Consider the following 17,591-nt stretch of genomic DNA (forward strand, 5'->3'; position numbering starts at 1 on the left):
TTCATAGGTTAATTATAGTATGATCATAGTGATATAGCAGCTTTTAATAGAAACGGGAGGAACTGACATTGAAAAAAAAAGACAGCTTCATTGCGAGTGAAAACATTGGCGGCCGGCGCTGCGGTTGCTGCGGCTTTATCTGTGGGAGCGGTTTCTGATCTGCCGGGGGCAAAATGGCTGCATCCGGCGGCTGCTCAAGCCGCGGAAACGGTATTTAAACAAAATCATGCGGCATCCGGTTTCTTGGCGGGACGGTATGACGCGCAGGCGATGTCTCCGACGATGTTCAACTGGTCAAGAGAAAGCCGGTTTGCAAGCACTGCCGATGGCGCATTAAAATGGGAAAAGAATGTTCCGGCCAATCCTCAAAACGGTGCGGGAGCCGCGGTTGATGGGGACGGCACCGTATTTATTCAATCAAAAGACGGGAAGCTGACGGCGTATCATCCGGACGGTACTGTGAAATGGGTGACGGAAAACCTCGGGACGACCTATACGCTGACTCCGGTGCTCGGAACAAACGGTGTCATTTATCTTCCTTCTCACGATAAAAAACTATATTTCATCGACAAAGAAACCGGAAACATTTTAACATCGGTTCCGCTGAGCGGAGCGCCTAGTTCCGATGCGGCTATCGGCTCTGACGGCACGCTGTATGTGTCGACGCTGGATAACTATATCTATGCGATTAAACCGACGTCACCTTCGACATGGACGCAAAAGTGGAAGTTTAAAACAAACGGCGTGGTCGGCTCCGCTCCCGTGTTAGCATCAAACGGCACGCTGTATACGGCAACGTACAATAATATCTTTTACGCGATCAATTCCGGAACGGGCCAAGTGAAATGGTCAAAAACGACGTCCAACGGGTTTAAAGGCTATCCGGTTATTGATAGAGACGGCACCGTTTACGCCGGAAACCAGGACGGCAACTTATACGCCTATACATCAACAGGTGCTGTAAAGTGGACGTTCCCGTTAAACGGTTTCTCCAGCTCTTCATTAGCGATCGACCATAACGGCAATGTGTATATCGGTTCCGGAAGCGGGGAGCTGTTTTCCATCAGCAAAACCGGTAATATGAACTGGTCTTTCTATACGGACGGGCCTGTGAGAACGGCACCGCTGATTGATGCGGACGGCAATGTGTACTTTGGCTCTGACGATAAAAACGTCTATGCGGTCGACGCTGACGGTAATGAAAAATGGCGCTATCAAACAGACAGCAATGTCATTTCCTCCCCGGTTCTGGCTGAAGACGGCACGCTCTATGTCGGCACTTATACGAAACTGCTCGCATTCGGAGCAAAAAAATAATAAAAAAGAATCCGCGTCATCTGCGCGGATTCTTTTTTTATTTAGAGGCTTGAATGAATACGCCTTTTTCATGAGAGAATTCTTTAAAGCCGTACACACCGTGATATGAACCGATCCCGCTCGTATTGACACCGCCGAACGGAAGGTTGACGTCAGTGAAATGAACGACGACATCATTGACAGAAGCATTGCCGGACGTCGTATGCTGCAGCACATAATCGATCAGCTCCTGATTATGGCTGAATACATACAAGGCAAGCGGCTTGTCCCGTTCAGTGATGTAATCAACGGCTTCACTGATATCTTCGTAATTCATAATCGGCAGAATCGGTGCGAAGATTTCTTCCTGCATGATCTTCATATCAGGCGTGACGTTTGTCAGCACGGTCGGAGAAATCGTGCGGTCATGCGCATCGAATACGCCGCCGAACGCCGTTTTCGCCCCTTTTTCAATGGCATCATCATACAGGGCTTTGACACGGTTAAAGTTGCGGTCGTTGACAATCTGCGTGAATTTGTTGCGGTCAACCATATGATCATCCTCCATAAAACCTGCATTGACAATGGTTTGCAGGAGATCTGTAAAGGTGCTCTGCACTTCTTTCTTCATAAGGAGATAGTCAGGTGCGATACATGTTTGCCCCGCATTGACAAATTTGCCGACGGCGATTTTTTTCGCCGCGTCCATCAAATCATAGCCGCTGTCGATGATCGTCGGGCTTTTTCCGCCAAGCTCAAGCGTGACGGACGACAAGTGCTTCGCGGCTGCCGTCATGACGATTTTACCGACATTCGTGCTTCCGGTGAAGAAAATGTGGTCAAACGGCTGGTCGAGCAGTTCTGTCGCGACATCGACCTCACCTTCAAAAATGGCGACTTCTTCTTCGTGAAATGCCTCGCGAATAACTGTCGCGGCGATATGGCTCGTCTCCATCGTAAAATCAGAAAGCTTCACAATCGCGCTGTTGCCGGCCGCAATGGCAGCCGCAAGCGGAGCCATCGTCAGCATAAACGGATAATTCCATGGGCCGAGAATTAAGGTGACGCCTTTTGGCTCATACATTAATACGCCGTCAGCGTCGGGGCTGACGGATGAGCCGACGCGTTTCGGCGCCATCCAGGTGTCGAGATTGTTCATATTATCTTTAATCGCCTTGATCGTTCCCTGCGTTTCCGCTCTTTTCACCTCATGATAAGGCTTGCGGACGTCCCGTCTGATCGCCTCGATGATTTCTTCTTCATGTGCGGTGACGGCATCTAAAAAGCGCTGAAGCTTTTCTCTGCGCTGCCCGGCTGTTGAAGCACGCAGCGTTTTTTGATTTTTTTTCTGAAGCTCAAAGACGCGTTTGATGTCTGCTTTTATATGCTGATCCATCGGTCTTCCTCCTCTGGTTGCTTTTTTGTTTCTTCAGGGCCTATTATAATGTGATGTGTTTTTGCGGCAAAGACAGCGTAAACACATCTATACGTTACCGTACAAATTGCGGTGATCTGTCTAATGAAAGGAGTGTCTCTTATGCCGGATTCTGTGACAACTGACATCAAACAAGCGCTTTTGGCCATGCTTGGAGAGCGGGATATCCGCCGTGTGACCATGAAGGACATCGCCGGACGGTCGCATGTGAGCCGGGGGACACTGTACCTTTATTACGAGGATAAATATGCGATTTTAGAAGATATAACGGAAGAAATGAAAGACGGGCTGAGCGAAGCGCTTTATGATTCGCTGAAGAATAAAGATGTGCTTCATTTACATGGCGGATGGCAAAAAGTGCATCCGACCCTGTCTTTTGTTGACCGGCATCGGGAGTTTTTTCAAACGATGATGGACCGTCATAAAATGCCGTATTTTCACTTTCATGCTTTTTTAAAAGATGTGTTCCGGCATGATGTGCTGCTGTCACCGGTCAATGCGGATTTCTCACCGACCGAACAGGATATGTACATTCATTACCGCGCGTTATACACATATGCCATTGTGTTGTACTGGCTGAATGAGGAGCCCGGGGCATCCCCGGAAGCGATCAGCGGACAGGTGTGGGATTTGATTTCTCAAAAACGGTTTTACTGGCTGTTCGGCCGCCGGGTGCCGGAACAAGAAGAAAAAAAGCCCGCCGACCGCCGGGTGACCCGAACGAGGCAGGCCTTGCAAGAAGCCATGATCAGCTTAATGGCGGAAAAAAAAGAGTACGCGGCGATTACGATTTCCGATATTGCCCGTCAAAGCAACCTCCGCCGTGCCACTTTTTATGACCATTACGCCAACAAAGAAGCATTGCTGAAAACGATCATCCATCAATCATGCCGGGATCTGATCGGATTATTGACGGTAAAAGGAGAGCCTGCCGATTGTTCCATGGAAGAAGCGGAAGCCGCGCTCGTCCGTCTCTTTTCCGCACTGTCGGACGGCCTGCCGCTCGTCCATTTTCTGAGAGAGGGTTCCGGAGTGCCTGACGTCATCCCGGAAATGTTCAGAGCGCTGCAATCGTTTTATCTTCATCAGCCTCTGCACATTCAGGCGGGCAAAAAGCTCTATGCATACTATGTCGCGTCCATGCTCGTCGGTTTGATTCAATATCGTCTTCATGAAGGAAAAGACCACGCGCCGGACATGCTGGCCCGGGAGTTTCTGCAGTTTTTGGATGTAAAGAAGTATCGGGTGATTTTGCTGTGAGGATGATGAAAAAGAACTCGGCCGAAAACAGGCCGGGTTCTTTTTTGCTGTTTTCTTTGAGAAGTGCCGATATGAAGTGTCCGGCTTTATCCCTTATAAAAAAGATACCTTCCATATGACGCCTGATCAGCATTCTGCCGCTAAACATGACAAATGTCATATTCGGGGCATGATGGCTGCTACTACAAAAGCGTCTGGCGCCTCAGGTATACTTGGAATCATAATAAATAAAAGGGGATATGACATTCATGACCAATCACACCGCAACTCAAAAACAAGCATCTTTAAAAAAGCAGGTTGCTGCATTTTCCGGTGCCGATACAAAGCATAGTGTCAATCAGCTTTTCAACACGTTTGTGCCGTTTTTTGCCCTTTGGTTTCTTGCTTACTTCAGCCTTGATGTCTCCTATCTTCTGACCCTCGCCTTTACTGTTATAGCAGCGGGATTTTTGACAAGAATCTTTATTATTTTCCACGACTGCTGCCACCAATCCTTTTTCAAACAAAAGAAACTGAACCGGCTGTTCGGGTTTATTTCAGGTGTGCTGACACTGTTTCCGTTCCTTCAATGGCAGCGCAGCCACTCCATTCATCATGCGACAAGCAGCAACTTAGATAAACGGGGCACCGGCGATATTTGGATGATGACCGTCAAGGAATACAACGAAGCGTCAGCTTGGACAAAAGTACGCTACAGACTTTATCGCAATCCGTTTATTATGTTTATTCTCGGACCGATTTACGTATTTCTGATTCAAAACCGTTTTAATGTAAAAGGCGCCCGCCGCAAGGAGCGCTGGAACACCTATTTCACGAACGCGGCGATTGTCTTATTGGCTGCTGCGACGTGCCTGCTTGTCGGCTGGGAAAACTTTTTGCTTGTTCAGGGTCCGATTTTCCTTATTTCGGGGTCAATCGGCGTCTGGCTCTTTTATGTTCAGCACACGTTTGAGGATTCTTATTTTGAAGCAGATGAGCATTGGGATTATGTGCAGGCCGCGGTAGAAGGAAGCTCCTTTTACAAGCTTCCGAAGCTTTTGCAATGGCTGACGGGCAATATCGGCTACCATCATGTCCACCACTTAAGCCCGAAAGTGCCGAACTACAAGCTGGAAGCCGCTCATGAGGGGCACGAGCCTTTAAAAAACGTACCGACCATTACGCTTAAAACAAGTCTTGAATCCATGAAATTCCGTCTGTGGGATGAGGACGAAAAGCAATTTGTCACCTTTCGGGAGGCGCGGAAAACACCGCTGCCCCAACCGGTACCGAAAGAACCTTTAAAGAAAAATGCCTGATATGGCGCGCGGCTCTTTCTCTTATCAGAAAGGGCCTTCTCTTCATGCGTGAGGATGCAATGAAGGCGGTGTTTTGATAAAGTGATGGTAGACACAAGCAGCAGAAGGTGGAACAAAGATGAAGAAGTATTTTAAATTTCAAAAACTGAATGGGATTTCTCCTTATATATGGACGATTTTTTTCATCTTGCCTTTTTATTTTATTTTTAAAAGCTCTTCTACCTTTGTCATCGTGGCCGGCATCATTTTCACACTTGTTTTCTTTGGCGCATACCGCTTCGCATTTGTTGCAAAAGGCTGGCCGCTTTACTTATGGGCGCTTCTTCTGATCGGCATTTCGACCGGCTCAGTTATGCTGTTCAGCTATATTTATTTCGCCTTCTTTATCGCCTACTTCATCGGCCATATCCGAGACAAAGTTCCTTTTTACATCTTATATTACATTCATATCATCAGTGCGGCGGTGGCGGTTGCCGTCAACTTCAGCCTTGTTCTGAAAAAAGGGTGGTTTTTGACACAAATTCCGTTTATCGTCATTACACTGATCAGTGCCATCCTGCTCCCGCTCACCATTCGAAGCAGAAAGGCAAGAGAGCGCCTTGAGGAGAAATTAGAATATGCAAATGAACGAATCGCCGATCTTGTGAAGCTGGAAGAAAGGCAGCGCATCGCCCGGGACCTTCACGATACACTTGGACAAAAGCTCTCCTTAATCGGACTGAAAAGCGACCTCGCCCGAAAGCTGATTTACAAGGACCCTGAACAGGCCCGCACTGAGCTGAAAAGCGTGCAGCAGACGGCCCGCACCTCCTTAAATGAGGTCAGAAAAATCGTCTCATCGATGAAAGGCATCCGATTGAAGGATGAGCTCGGCAATGTTCGGCAAATTCTTGAAGCGGCAGGAATTGAATTTGTGTATGAAGAAAAAGAAGCGCCAAAACATATCTCTCTGCTGAACGAAAACATCGTCAGCATGTGCATAAAAGAAGCCGTCACCAATGTCGTGAAACACAGCGGCGCCAAAGTATGCCGCATCACCATTCAGCAGCTTTGGAAAGAGGTTGTCATTACGGTGGAAGATGACGGCAGCTTTCAATGCAAAGAAGACCGCTTTTTTTCAAAGGGGCACGGCCTGCTTGGAATGAGGGAACGTCTTGAATTCGCAAACGGCAGTTTAGCCATCGATACAGCCGCCGGAACAAAGCTGACCATGAGAATCCCGAATGATTCAAAATCAAAAGAAAAGGATGGTAGCAGATGATCAACATCTTCATTGCCGAGGATCAGCAAATGCTGCTCGGCGCACTCGGTTCACTGTTGAATTTAGAAGAGGATATGACGGTTGTCGGCCAAGGCACAAGCGGCCAGGATGCCATCGATTTCGTGGAAAAACATGCGCCCGACATCTGTCTGATGGATATCGAAATGCCCGGGAAATCAGGTCTTGAAGCGGCAGAAGAACTCAAGGACAGCGGTGTGAAAATCATCATTTTGACGACCTTTGCCCGCTCCGGCTATTTTCAGCGGGCGCTAAAAGCAGGCGTCAGCGGGTACATGCTCAAGGACAGCCCGAGCGATGAGCTCGTCAGCGCCATCCGCAGCGTCATGAAAGGAAGACGCGTCTACGCACCTGAATTAATGGAGGACATCTATAGTGAAGAAAACCCGCTGACCGAACGGGAAAAAGAGGTGCTCGAGCTTGTGGCAGACGGAAAAAACACGAAAGAAATCGCAAACGCCCTCAGCATTAAAAGCGGCACAGTCCGTAATTACGTTTCGATGATCCTTGATAAATTAGAAGTGAAAAATCGAATTGAAGCCATTACCCGATCAAAGGAAAAGGGCTGGTTTAAGTAACCCGCCCTCAGCTTGTTCAGCCAGTGTTTTTGCACTGGCTTGTTTCTTTTTCACCGTCACTCCGTCTCTTCCTTCCACTTCTTATCAATCAGCATTTTTCCCGGCCAAGTGTATGCCATGATGCCGCCGTCTGCGGTGATGTCTTCTCCCGTGACGTAAGAGCTGTCGTCTGAAGCGAGGAAGAGCGCGACGGCTGCCATTTCTTCCGGTTTTCCGAGCCGGCCGAGCGGCGTGATCCATTTGTTGGCTTCACGGAACGCTTCGCCCATTTCGTCTTCTGTCGTGCCTGCCAATTTATCAATGAGCGGCGTTTCAATCGTCCCCGGCGATAAGGAATTGACGCGGATTCCGCTTCTGGCGTAATCGATGGCCATCGCTCTCGTCAGGTTCGTGATTCCGCCTTTTGCGGCGTTATAGCCTGAGCGGTCAAGGTCTGCGGCCCGGCCGGACATGGAGGAGGTGTTGATGATGGAGCCTCCTTTTTCGAGCATGAGCGGAATCAGGTATTTGCTGCACAGAAATGTGCCGCGCAGATCGACGGCGATGATCCGGTCAAACAGGTCGACCGGGTATTCATGGACTTTTCCGCCCTCTTGGTCAACACCGGCATTGTTAAACAGAATATCAATTGTTCCGTACTTTCGCTGAATGCCGTCTGCAAAAGACTTTACGTTTTCTTCGTCTGATACATCAAGGTGAAAGGCTTCTGCTTCTCCGCCGTTTTTTCTGATGGCGCTGACGGTTTCATTCAGTTCGCTTTCATTGATGTCACCGCAGATCACGCGGGCGCCTTCATCGGCGAAAACCCGTGCCGTCGCTTGTCCGATGCCTGTCGCGGCCCCTGTGATGATTGCGGTTTTGTCTGTTAATCTTCCCATATTGCGATTCCTCCTTTTTTTTATCTGTTCCCGCTGAATAGGGGGATAAACATATGGAGGTCTATTTCTAAATACCTATTAAATATGTTAATATTATGTATATACACCATTGGGAGGTTTACATATTTTGAAGATACAGCATAAGAAGGAGATAGCGTTTTATTGTTATGCCATTGTTCCTATGGGATTTGTGATTTACACCGTTATCTCTATTCTATTTCAGGACATCATATTTCCTCTCACTGTAAGAAATGTTTTGCATGAGTCTTTGCGAAACTTGGGATCTCTTATCTTATTTAGTTTGTTTTTCTACCCGTCATACATATGGATGAAGAAGGAATTCGGCCGCCGGAAAGAAGCAGAGGGGAGAGGATGATCAACATTCTCTCTTTTTTATTAATAAAATGGGTGAAATGAATCCATTAACATGTTAAATTTACAATATATGCATCTGCTAATCCTAGTTGACAATTGTCACTGTATATGATAAATAGATGCTGAAAAGATTTTACATAACATCAAAGCATAATTAAAGGAGAGATCTGAAGTGCGGAAAAAAAAGTTTAAAGCAGAATCCAAGCGATTGCTGGACATGATGATTAACTCCATTTACACGCAGAAGGAAATTTTTCTCCGCGAGTTAATTTCCAACGCGAGCGATGCGATTGACAAAATCTATTACAAGGCGTTAACCGATGATTCATTAACGTTTGATCAAGACAATTACTACATAAAAGTGACGGCGGATAAAGAAGCGAGAACGCTCACCGTCACAGATACCGGTATCGGGATGACCAAAGACGAGCTTGAACAGCATCTCGGCACGATTGCGAAAAGCGGTTCACTCGCTTTCAAGCAAGAAAATGACTCGAAAGACGGCCATGACATTATCGGCCAGTTCGGCGTCGGGTTTTATGCGGCGTTTATGGTGGCTGATAAAGTCACGGTGAAAAGTAAGGCGCTCGGCAGTGACGAGGCGTATGTATGGGAGTCGGAAGGGGCCGCCGGCTACACGATCGCGCCGTGTGACAAGGAAACCGTCGGTACGGAAATCACCCTGAAAATAAAAGAAAACACAGAAGATGAAAGCTATGATGAGTTTTTAGAAAACTACCGCATCAAAGCGATCGTGAAAAAGTACTCAGACTTTATCCGCTACCCGATCAAAATGGAAGAGACGGTCAACAAGCCGAAAGAGGGCAGCGAGAACGAGTTTGAAGAGGTTCAGGAAGAACAGACGGTCAACAGCATGGTGCCGATCTGGAGAAAAAACAAAAGCGAGCTGACGGATGAGGATTACGAGGCTTTTTACGCTGAAAAGCATTATGGCTTCGATAAACCGCTGACCCACGTGCACATCAGCGTCGATGGAGCGGTGCGCTACAATTCGATTTTGTTTATTCCGGAAAACATGCCGTTTGACTATTATACGAAGGAATTCGAAAAAGGATTGGAGCTGTATTCCAACGGCGTGCTGATCATGAACAAATGCGCCGACCTGCTTCCGGATCATTTCAGCTTTGTAAAAGGCATGGTGGATTCTGAGGATCTGTCGCTGAACATTTCCAGAGAGATGCTGCAGCACGACCGCCAGCTGAAGCTGATTGCGAAAAACATCAATAAAAAAATCAAAGCCGAGCTGAAGAGCCTGCTGAAGAACAAAAGAGAAAAATACGAATCTTTCTATGAATCTTTCGGCAGACAGCTGAAATTCGGCGTCTATAATGATTTCGGCGCGAATAAAGACGTCTTAAAAGATCTGCTTCTCTTCTATTCATCTAAGGAGAAAAAGCTCGTTACTCTGGACGAATATGTGTCCAGAATGCCTGAGGATCAAAAATATATCTATTACGCGTCCGGCGATTCATATGAGCGGATTGAAAAGCTGCCGCAAACTGAAATGGTGGCGGACAAAGGCTACGAAATTTTATATTTCACGGAAGATATTGATGAATTCGCGATCAAAATGCTGACAAGTTACGAGGAAAAAGAGTTCAAATCCGTCTCAAGCGCCGACTTAGGCATCGACAGTGACGAAGATGAAAAGCAGACTGAAGCCGAAGAAAACGAGTATAAAGACCTGTTCGAAAGCATGAAAGAGATTCTTGCGGATAAAGTCAAGAATGTCAGAGCCTCAAAACGCTTAAAATCTCATCCTGTCTGCTTTGCGACAGACGGCGAAGTGACGATCGAAATGGAGAAAGTGTTAAACGCCATGCCTGACAGCCAGCAGGTCAAAGCGGAAAAAGTGCTGGAAATCAACCCGAATCACGAAGTGTTTGAGACGTTAAAGAACGCGCACGGACAAGATCGGGAAAAGCTGGCATTATACACAAACCTGCTGTACAATCAGGCGCTTCTGATTGAAGGGCTGCCGATCCATGATCCGGTCGAATTTACGAATGACATCTGCAAAGTCATGGTTTGACGCTAAAAAGGAATCGCCCGGCGGGGGCGATTCCTTTTTTTATTACAATGTGCGCTGTTTAAGAATTTGATTTTGTTTGCTGCGCTTCTTTAAGGAGAACCGTTTTTTCAAGTGCGTTTCGATTTCTTCTAAACTTCTGCCCTTCGTTTCAGGAACGATGTAAGCGGCGAAGAAGAAGGATGAGAGGCAAATGACTGAGAATATTCCGAATACCCAGCCGATGCCCATGGCGCTCAGCATAAGCGGGAATACCAGTGAAACGATCAGGTTGGTTGCCGACAGAATCAATGTCGTAAATCCGGTTGCGGCACCGCGTGCGTTTGACGGGAACAGCTCCGGCATCAGAACCCATACGACGGGACCCCATGTCGCCTGGTAGAAAACGATATAGATGCCGAGAAACAGCACGGTCAGCCATGCCGTTGAAGCTGACAGGCCGGCCAGAAGGAGAATGGCTGATAGTGACGCCAGGCTCAAGGTAATGCCGACACTTCCCCACATCAGCAGTTTTTTCCGGCCGATCCGGTCAATTAAGATCATGGCGGTGATACACATGATGACGTTTAAGACACCGATGCCCATCGTGCCGAGAACGGACGCCGAAGTGCCGAGTCCGGCCTTCGTAAAGATGGTCGGCGCATAGTAAATCACCGTGTTGATACCGACCGCCTGCTGGAAGATGGCGAGGCCGATCCCGATCAGCAGCATAGGGCGGATCCATTTGGCTTTCAGCAAGCCGAGTGTAGATTCTTTTTTCTCGGCTTCACCTTGTTTCATTTCCGCCAATTCAACGGCGATATCCTCTTTGTCGTGAGTCATTTCCATGACTTGTCTGGCTTCCTTCTCACGGCCGCGTTTGACGAGCCATCTCGGAGATTCCGGCATAAACGCGATTCCGATTAATAAAAGCGCCGCCGGTACTGCGGCGAGACCGACCATCCAGCGCCAAGCTTCAAACGGGGTGAATATGTAATTCACAATATATGCGAGTAAAATTCCGGTTACAATCATTAAGTTATTCAATGTGCCGAGCGTTCCGCGTATTTTTGTCGGCGCCATCTCAGATAGATAAACGGGAACCAGCGCCGTTGAGCCGCCGACGGCTAACCCGAGTATGACACGGGAGATAATCAGCATAGTGACGGTTTGCGAAGCCGCACAGGCAAGCGCGCCGATAATAAAAATGAGTGAAAGGACGAAAACCACTTTTCTCCGGCCCCATCGGTCAGAGCATGTCCCGCTTAAGGCGGACCCGAAAATCGCACCGAGCAGCAGCATGCTGACGACCAATCCTTCGGTCAGCGTGTTTAAAGGAATATCATTGTTAATAAATAACAAAGCCCCTGAAATCACACCGGTGTCATAGCCGTAAAGCAGCCCGCCTAATGCTCCGAAAAAGTAAATCAGGTATTTTTTGGTGTTTTTCTTCACAGATGATCCTCCTCATCTTTTGGAACGCATAATAGTTTATTTAGATAACTATTTCATTCCCCGAAGAGAAAAATATAAACATAAAAAAACACGCCCCTTTTAAAAGGCGTGTTTTTTTTTCTTTCTTAGGAAAACAGCTTGTCGATAAACGCGATTTCTTCAGCAGATAGCGTAATGGAGGCTGCTTTCATATTGTCTTTTAATTGATCCGCGCGTTTGGCGCCCGGAATCAGGATATCGATTTCAGGTCTCGCCAAGTACCAGGCAAGCACGATATGCGCCGTATCGGCATTGTGCTTTTCGGCAATCGGTTTGAGCTGGTTGACTTTTTTGATGTTTTCTTTAAACTGCTCCCCTTGGAAATGCGCCTGGTCATTGCGCAGGTCGCCTTCAGGGAAGGTTGTGTTCTCGTCGTATTTGCCGGCCAGCAGTCCGGATACGAGCGGGAAGTACGGAATGAATGAGATGCCGTGTTCTGTCGTATAAGGGAAGAAAGTCTTTTCCGCCTCACGGTTCAGCAGGTTGTATTCTCCTTGAATCACGTCGACTAAGCCGTCTTTATTGGCTTCTTTCAGCTGCTCCAAAGAGAAATTGGATACGCCGATGGAACGGATTTTTCCTTCTTTTTTCAGCTCATTCAACGCTTGAACGGCTTCGTCCTTCGGCGTGTGCTCATCCGGGAAATGGATGTAGAATAAATCGATGTAATCAGTCTGCAGGCGTTTCAGGCTGTCTTCGACCGATTGTTTCAAAAAGGCCGGTGAGTTGTCGAAAACAAAGTCATCGCCTTCTTTTCTGTGAGCGGCTTTTGTGGCGATGAAGACATCCTCGCGGTTAAAGTCTTTCAGCACCTCGCCGATTAATTCTTCAGAACGGCCCACACCGTAAATATAGGCGGTATCTAACATGGTAACGCCGCTTTTAATCGCTTCCCGAACCAATTCTTTTCCCGTTTCTTCATTCAGATTCGGATAGAGATTGTGTCCGCCGACCGCATTTGTTCCCAAACCGATCGGAAATACCTTTAGGTCAGTTTTGCCGATTGTTACTTTGCTCATGTTTTCGCCCCCTGAAAAAATTGGATATCATAGCGACTGCCGGAAAAATACGGCAGCGTTCTCTATTAACTATAACGCTATGCCAAGTGAATGTCGATTTGATGCTCTTGGCAATACTTCGTATATTCCTCATCGAGCTGCTGAGAAGTGACGATGCTGTGAAGCCGGTCGAAAGGCGCGTATGTCAAAAGCGTGGATTTGCCGAATTTGGAATGATCCGCGAGCAGATACACTTCGTTCGCCTTTTCGGAAATTCTCTTTTTCACCTCGTATTCCAGTAAGTCGGAATTCGTCAGGCCGTGGGTGATCGTTGTCCCGGTAGCGGACATGAACGCCTTGTTAATGTTGTATTTATTGAGTGTGCTCGGATCATCAATGCCGACAAACGACCTTGTCTTCCGTTTGTAGTTATTGCCGATGATGATCAGGTCGATATTTTTCATGGATGAAGCCGCGTTAATAATATCAAGGCTGTTCGTCAAAACCGTTACATTCTTATCGGGATCAAGCGTCTCCAGCATCGATTTGGTCGTCGTGCCGGAATCAATAAACACAAGATCGTGATCCTCGATAAACCGTGACGCATAGCGGGCGATTTTGATTTTTTCATCCTGATGTTGAATAGTGCGGTTTTCAAAAGGGACGAGCACAGATTTTTCAGCTGACGTCACGCCGCCGTACACCTTTTTGATCACCCCTTTTTCCGCAAGCTTATTAATATCGCGTCTGACCGTGTTTTTAGAGACGTTGAATACCTCGCACAGCTCATCCAGCGAAGTGGCTCCGTGTTTGAGAATGTATTCTTCCATCTCCTGAATCCGCATCAGTTTCATAAAAAAACTCCTTCTAGAATTCTTAAAGTAATTAAAATATATAATAAACACCAGAAGTTAATCAATAGTTACTTAACAAATGATAAAAAAGAGGGTTCACACCGTACGATTCGACACGGTTCTCCAAGTTCCTGTTTTCCCGTTCAAAAAAAGTATGATAAGAATAATGAAAAAATTTTGATTTTTTAGATTGACTTGAAGGTGTGTTGGGCTTACAATGTAACCAAGAAATGACCAAAATATAACCTGAAAAATCAAAAGTTAAAGATGTAACCGTTTGCTTTTTTTCGTCACATGATCAACTTTTACATGGAAAGATTGGGAGTCACCATCATTTTAGCATTTGTAAGCGTTTAATTCATGTCTTTTATATGTAAAAGATGAATATATTCATCCGTTATTACCCAGTTGAACAGGATGTTTACTATTTAAGGAGGCAATGAGAATGGCAGAGATCAGAAAACTGAAAAACTACATCAATGGTGAATGGGTTGAAAGTAAGACAGATCAATATGAAGACGTTGTCAATCCGGCTACAAAAGAAGTGATGTGCCAGGTTCCGATTTCTACGCGGGAGGATGTGGAATACGCCGTCCGCTCAGCGTCAGAGGCGTTTCAAACATGGTCAAAGACGGCAGTGCCGCGCCGTGCGAGAATTCTATTTAACTATCAGCAGCTTCTCCAGCAGAACAAAGAAGAGCTTGCCCGTCTGATCACTTTGGAAAACGGTAAAAACACGACGGAAGCACTCGGTGAAGTGGGACGCGGAATTGAAAACGTCGAATTCGCAGCGGGAGCGCCGTCACTCATGATGGGCGATTCACTCGCCTCTATTGCGACGGATGTAGAGGCGGCGAATTACCGCTATCCGATCGGGGTGGTCGGCGGTATCGCACCGTTCAACTTCCCGATGATGGTCCCGTGCTGGATGTTCCCGATGGCGATTTCATTAGGAAACACTTTCATTCTGAAGCCGTCTGAGCGCACGCCGCTGTTAACGGAAAAACTGGCAGAGCTGTTTGAACAGGCCGGTCTGCCGAAGGGCGTCTTCAATGTCGTGCACGGCGCGCATGACGTCGTAAACGGCGTTCTTGAACATCCGGAGATTAAAGCCATCTCATTCGTCGGTTCAAAACCTGTCGGCGAGTATGTTTTCAAAAAAGGCAGCGAACATTTGAAACGCGTGCAGGCGTTAACGGGCGCGAAAAACCATACGATCGTGTTAAATGACGCCCACCTTGAAGATACGGTGACAAACATTATCGGTGCGGCATTCGGTTCGGCAGGAGAGCGCTGCATGGCATGTGCGGTTGTGACGGTTGAAGAGGGAATCGCCGATGAGTTTATGGCGAAATTACAGGAAAAAGCAGCGGACATCAAGATCGGAAACGGACTGGATGACGGCGTGTTCTTAGGCCCGGTCATCCGCGAGGACAACAAAAAACGCACGCACAGCTATATTGAAAAAGGCATCGAAGAAGGAGCGAGACTTCTTTGTGACGGGCGTGAAAACGCAACGGAAGACGGCTATTTCGTCGGACCGACGATTTTTGACAACGTGACGACGGATATGACGATCTGGAAAGATGAAATCTTTGCGCCCGTTCTGTCGGTCATCCGCGTGAAAAACTTAAAAGAAGCGGTGGACATCGCCAACCAGTCTGAATTTGCGAACGGCGCGTGTCTGTTCACTTCAAATGCGAACGCGATCCGCTACTTCCGTGAAAATATTGACGCGGGAATGCTCGGCATCAACCTTGGCGTGCCGGCGCCGATGGCATTCTTCCCGTTCTCTGGCTGGAAGTCTTCTTTCTTCGGCACATTGCACGCAAACGGAAAAGACAGCGTCGACTTCTATACACGTAAAAAAGTCGTGACGGCACGATACCCGTCTCCTGACTTCAATTGATCTGGCAGCCGGCCCGGACGGCTTTGTGATTCCGTCCGGGTTTTCTTTTACCATCAATTAAGGAGGAATAAACATGAGTCATTTGCTGCGCAAACCGCAGGCCGATGAAATTTCTCAAGGCGTGAACATCATACATGACGTCACTTCAGCCAATTCAGACCTCAAATACGTCGGATTTAAAGTCGTTGACCTCACTCCCGGTTCCGCATATACAGAAGATTTGAAAAAGACGGAGTGCTGCATCGTTGCGGTAACGGGAAAAATCACCGTCACTGATTATGATCAGACATTTGAAAGCATCGGCACCCGTGAAAGCGTATTTGAAAGAAAACCGACGGACAGCGTTTATGTGTCCACTGACCGCTCTTTTGGAATCACAGCGGTCAGCGGGGCGAGGGTCGCGCTGTGCTATTCTCCGTCCGAACACCAGCTTCCGACAAAGCTGATTAAAGCGGAAGACAACGGTGTGGAACATCGCGGCAAGCTGGCAAACAAACGAACCGTTCATAATATTCTCCCCGATTCAGATCCATCGGCAAACAGCCTTCTCGTTGTTGAAGTTTACACGGACAGCGGCAACTGGTCGAGCTACCCGCCTCATAAACATGACCAAGACAATCTGCCGGCTGAATCCTTTTTAGAAGAAACCTATTACCATGAAACGGACCCGCCGCAGGGGTTTGTCTTCCAGCGTGTGTACACCGACGACCGCTCGATTGACGAGACGATGACCGCAGAAAATGAAAACGTTGTCATTGTCCCGGCGGGCTATCACCCGGTTGGTGTTCCGGACGGGTATACCTCTTACTACCTGAATGTAATGGCGGGACCGACACGAAAATGGAAGTTTCATAATGACCCGGCCCATGAATGGATCCTGGAACGCTAACAAGTGAGGAGTGGCAGATAACGATGAAATATACGTTTAATGAAGAAAAAGAGTTTGATATTGTCGCGATCGGACGCGCGTGTATTGATTTGAACGCGGCGGAATACAACCGGCCGATGGAAGAAACGATGACGTTTTCTAAATATGTCGGCGGCTCCCCGGCAAATATTGCGATCGGCAGCGCCAAGCTCGGATTAAAAGCCGGTTTTATCGGCAAAATCCCGGACGATCAGCACGGCCGATTCATCGTTTCCTATATGCAGGGAAAGGGCGTTGATACGTCACAAATGACCGTTGACAGAGAAGGGCGCAAAGCCGGGCTCGCTTTTACGGAAATTCTCAGTCCCGAAGAGTGCAGCATTCTGATGTACCGGGATGACGTGGCGGATTTGTATCTTGAGCCGTCCGAAGTCAATGAAGGCTACATCGCAAACGCGAAAATGCTGCTCGTGTCAGGCACGGCGCTTGCGAAAAGCCCGTCGCGCGAAGCCGTCTTAAAAGCGGTGCATATCGCAAAAAAACATGACGTAAAAGTCGTGTTTGAGCTCGACTACCGTCCGTATACATGGCAATCGGCAGAAGAAACAGCCGTGTACTACACGCTGGCGGCGGAACAATCCGATATCGTCATCGGTACGCGTGACGAATTTGACGTAATGGAAAACCGCAGCGGCAGAAATAACGATGAAACCGTCCGCCATTTGTTTGCGCACTCTGCTGACCTTGTCGTCATTAAGCACGGCGTTGACGGATCATACGCATACAGCAGATCGGGAGAAGTTTTCCGGGCGCATGCCTATAAAACAAAGGTGCTGAAGACCTTCGGAGCGGGTGATTCCTATGCGTCAGCCTTCATCTACGGACTTGTCAGCGGCCGGGATATTGAAACGGCTTTAAAATACGGGAGCGCTTCCGCTTCCATCGTCGTCAGCAAACACAGCTCCTCAGAAGCAATGCCGGCTGCCGGTGAAATCATCGAACTGATTGAAGCGCAGCACAGTCTTAACGGTAAATAGAAC

Annotated in this window: 15 protein-coding genes; 10 read left to right on the forward strand and 5 right to left on the reverse strand. The window is 47.7% G+C overall.

Annotated features, from left to right (window positions below):
* Positions 1 to 90: 90 nt before the first annotated feature.
* Positions 91 to 1,317, forward strand: coding sequence for a PQQ-binding-like beta-propeller repeat protein (locus tag OQ477_RS11755; RefSeq protein WP_265972561.1), 1,227 nt, complete (start codon positions 91 to 93; stop codon positions 1,315 to 1,317).
* A 37-nt stretch (positions 1,318 to 1,354) separates the two neighbouring features.
* Here OQ477_RS11755 and OQ477_RS11760 read toward each other — a convergent pair whose 3' ends face one another.
* A complete protein-coding gene (locus OQ477_RS11760; RefSeq protein WP_265972562.1) occupies positions 1,355 to 2,692 on the reverse strand; it encodes an aldehyde dehydrogenase family protein in 1,338 nt (445 codons plus the stop codon).
* A gap of 141 nt (positions 2,693 to 2,833) precedes the next feature.
* Here OQ477_RS11760 and OQ477_RS11765 point away from each other — a divergent pair, with 141 nt between their 5' ends.
* The 4 genes from OQ477_RS11765 (at position 2,834) to OQ477_RS11780 (ending at position 7,146) form a co-directional block, all read left to right on the forward strand.
* Positions 2,834 to 3,991: a TetR/AcrR family transcriptional regulator gene (locus OQ477_RS11765; RefSeq protein WP_265972563.1), complete on the forward strand. Its 1,158-nt coding sequence runs from the start codon at positions 2,834 to 2,836 to the stop codon at positions 3,989 to 3,991.
* A 248-nt stretch (positions 3,992 to 4,239) separates the two neighbouring features.
* A complete protein-coding gene (locus OQ477_RS11770; protein WP_265972564.1) occupies positions 4,240 to 5,289 on the forward strand; it encodes a fatty acid desaturase in 1,050 nt (349 codons plus the stop codon).
* 118 nt (positions 5,290 to 5,407) lie between these two features.
* Positions 5,408 to 6,550 carry a sensor histidine kinase gene (locus tag OQ477_RS11775; RefSeq protein WP_265972565.1) on the forward strand — a complete coding sequence of 381 codons (1,143 nt, stop codon included), beginning with the start codon at positions 5,408 to 5,410 and terminating at the stop codon, positions 6,548 to 6,550.
* Positions 6,547 to 7,146 carry a response regulator transcription factor gene (locus OQ477_RS11780; RefSeq protein WP_007614886.1) on the forward strand — a complete coding sequence of 200 codons (600 nt, stop codon included), beginning with the start codon at positions 6,547 to 6,549 and terminating at the stop codon, positions 7,144 to 7,146. Before OQ477_RS11775 ends, OQ477_RS11780 begins: the two co-directional genes overlap by 4 nt.
* Before the next feature lie 56 nt (positions 7,147 to 7,202).
* Here the strand turns inward: OQ477_RS11780 and OQ477_RS11785 are convergent, their stop codons facing one another.
* The gene (locus OQ477_RS11785) at positions 7,203 to 8,024 is read right to left on the reverse strand and encodes an SDR family oxidoreductase (RefSeq protein WP_014419300.1); all 822 of its coding nucleotides are present in this window, start codon (positions 8,022 to 8,024) and stop codon (positions 7,203 to 7,205) included.
* A 127-nt stretch (positions 8,025 to 8,151) separates the two neighbouring features.
* On the opposite strand from OQ477_RS11785, the gene OQ477_RS11790 reads away from it, so the two are divergent.
* Both OQ477_RS11790 and htpG read left to right on the forward strand, forming a co-directional pair.
* Positions 8,152 to 8,400, forward strand: coding sequence for a hypothetical protein (locus OQ477_RS11790; RefSeq protein ID WP_105937126.1), 249 nt, complete (start codon positions 8,152 to 8,154; stop codon positions 8,398 to 8,400).
* Positions 8,401 to 8,571: 171 nt separating this feature from the next.
* Entirely contained in the window at positions 8,572 to 10,452 is a 1,881-nt protein-coding gene (gene htpG / locus OQ477_RS11795; RefSeq protein WP_007614881.1) for a molecular chaperone HtpG, read from the forward strand.
* Between the two features lie 42 nt (positions 10,453 to 10,494).
* Here the strand turns inward: htpG and OQ477_RS11800 are convergent, their stop codons facing one another.
* The 3 genes from OQ477_RS11800 to OQ477_RS11810 all read right to left on the reverse strand — a co-directional run bounded on the left by OQ477_RS11800 (position 10,495) and on the right by OQ477_RS11810 (position 13,774).
* On the reverse strand, positions 10,495 to 11,883 hold the full coding sequence (locus tag OQ477_RS11800) for a sugar porter family MFS transporter (RefSeq protein ID WP_032869301.1): 1,389 nt from the start codon (positions 11,881 to 11,883) through the stop codon (positions 10,495 to 10,497).
* A gap of 125 nt (positions 11,884 to 12,008) precedes the next feature.
* Positions 12,009 to 12,941, reverse strand: a complete 933-nt coding sequence (locus OQ477_RS11805; RefSeq protein ID WP_044802350.1) for an aldo/keto reductase — start codon at positions 12,939 to 12,941, stop codon at positions 12,009 to 12,011.
* Positions 12,942 to 13,018: 77 nt separating this feature from the next.
* On the reverse strand, positions 13,019 to 13,774 hold the full coding sequence (locus tag OQ477_RS11810) for a DeoR/GlpR family DNA-binding transcription regulator (protein WP_007614879.1): 756 nt from the start codon (positions 13,772 to 13,774) through the stop codon (positions 13,019 to 13,021).
* Positions 13,775 to 14,219: 445 nt separating this feature from the next.
* Between OQ477_RS11810 and iolA the strand changes: the two genes are divergently transcribed.
* From iolA to iolC, 3 genes are all read left to right on the forward strand, one after another.
* Complete coding sequence (iolA, locus tag OQ477_RS11815) at positions 14,220 to 15,683, forward strand: methylmalonate-semialdehyde dehydrogenase (protein ID WP_045209395.1); 1,464 nt, start codon at positions 14,220 to 14,222, stop codon at positions 15,681 to 15,683.
* Between the two features lie 73 nt (positions 15,684 to 15,756).
* Positions 15,757 to 16,572 (forward strand): 5-deoxy-glucuronate isomerase, encoded by an 816-nt coding sequence (iolB, locus tag OQ477_RS11820; RefSeq protein ID WP_265972570.1) that lies wholly within the window; start codon positions 15,757 to 15,759, stop codon positions 16,570 to 16,572.
* Between the two features lie 23 nt (positions 16,573 to 16,595).
* A complete protein-coding gene (iolC, locus tag OQ477_RS11825; RefSeq protein WP_265972571.1) occupies positions 16,596 to 17,588 on the forward strand; it encodes a 5-dehydro-2-deoxygluconokinase in 993 nt (330 codons plus the stop codon).
* Positions 17,589 to 17,591: the final 3 nt, after the last annotated feature.

Origin of the sequence: Bacillus sp. ChL18, assembly GCF_026241425.1 — a bacterium.
Lineage (GTDB): Bacteria > Bacillota > Bacilli > Bacillales > Bacillaceae > Bacillus > Bacillus velezensis.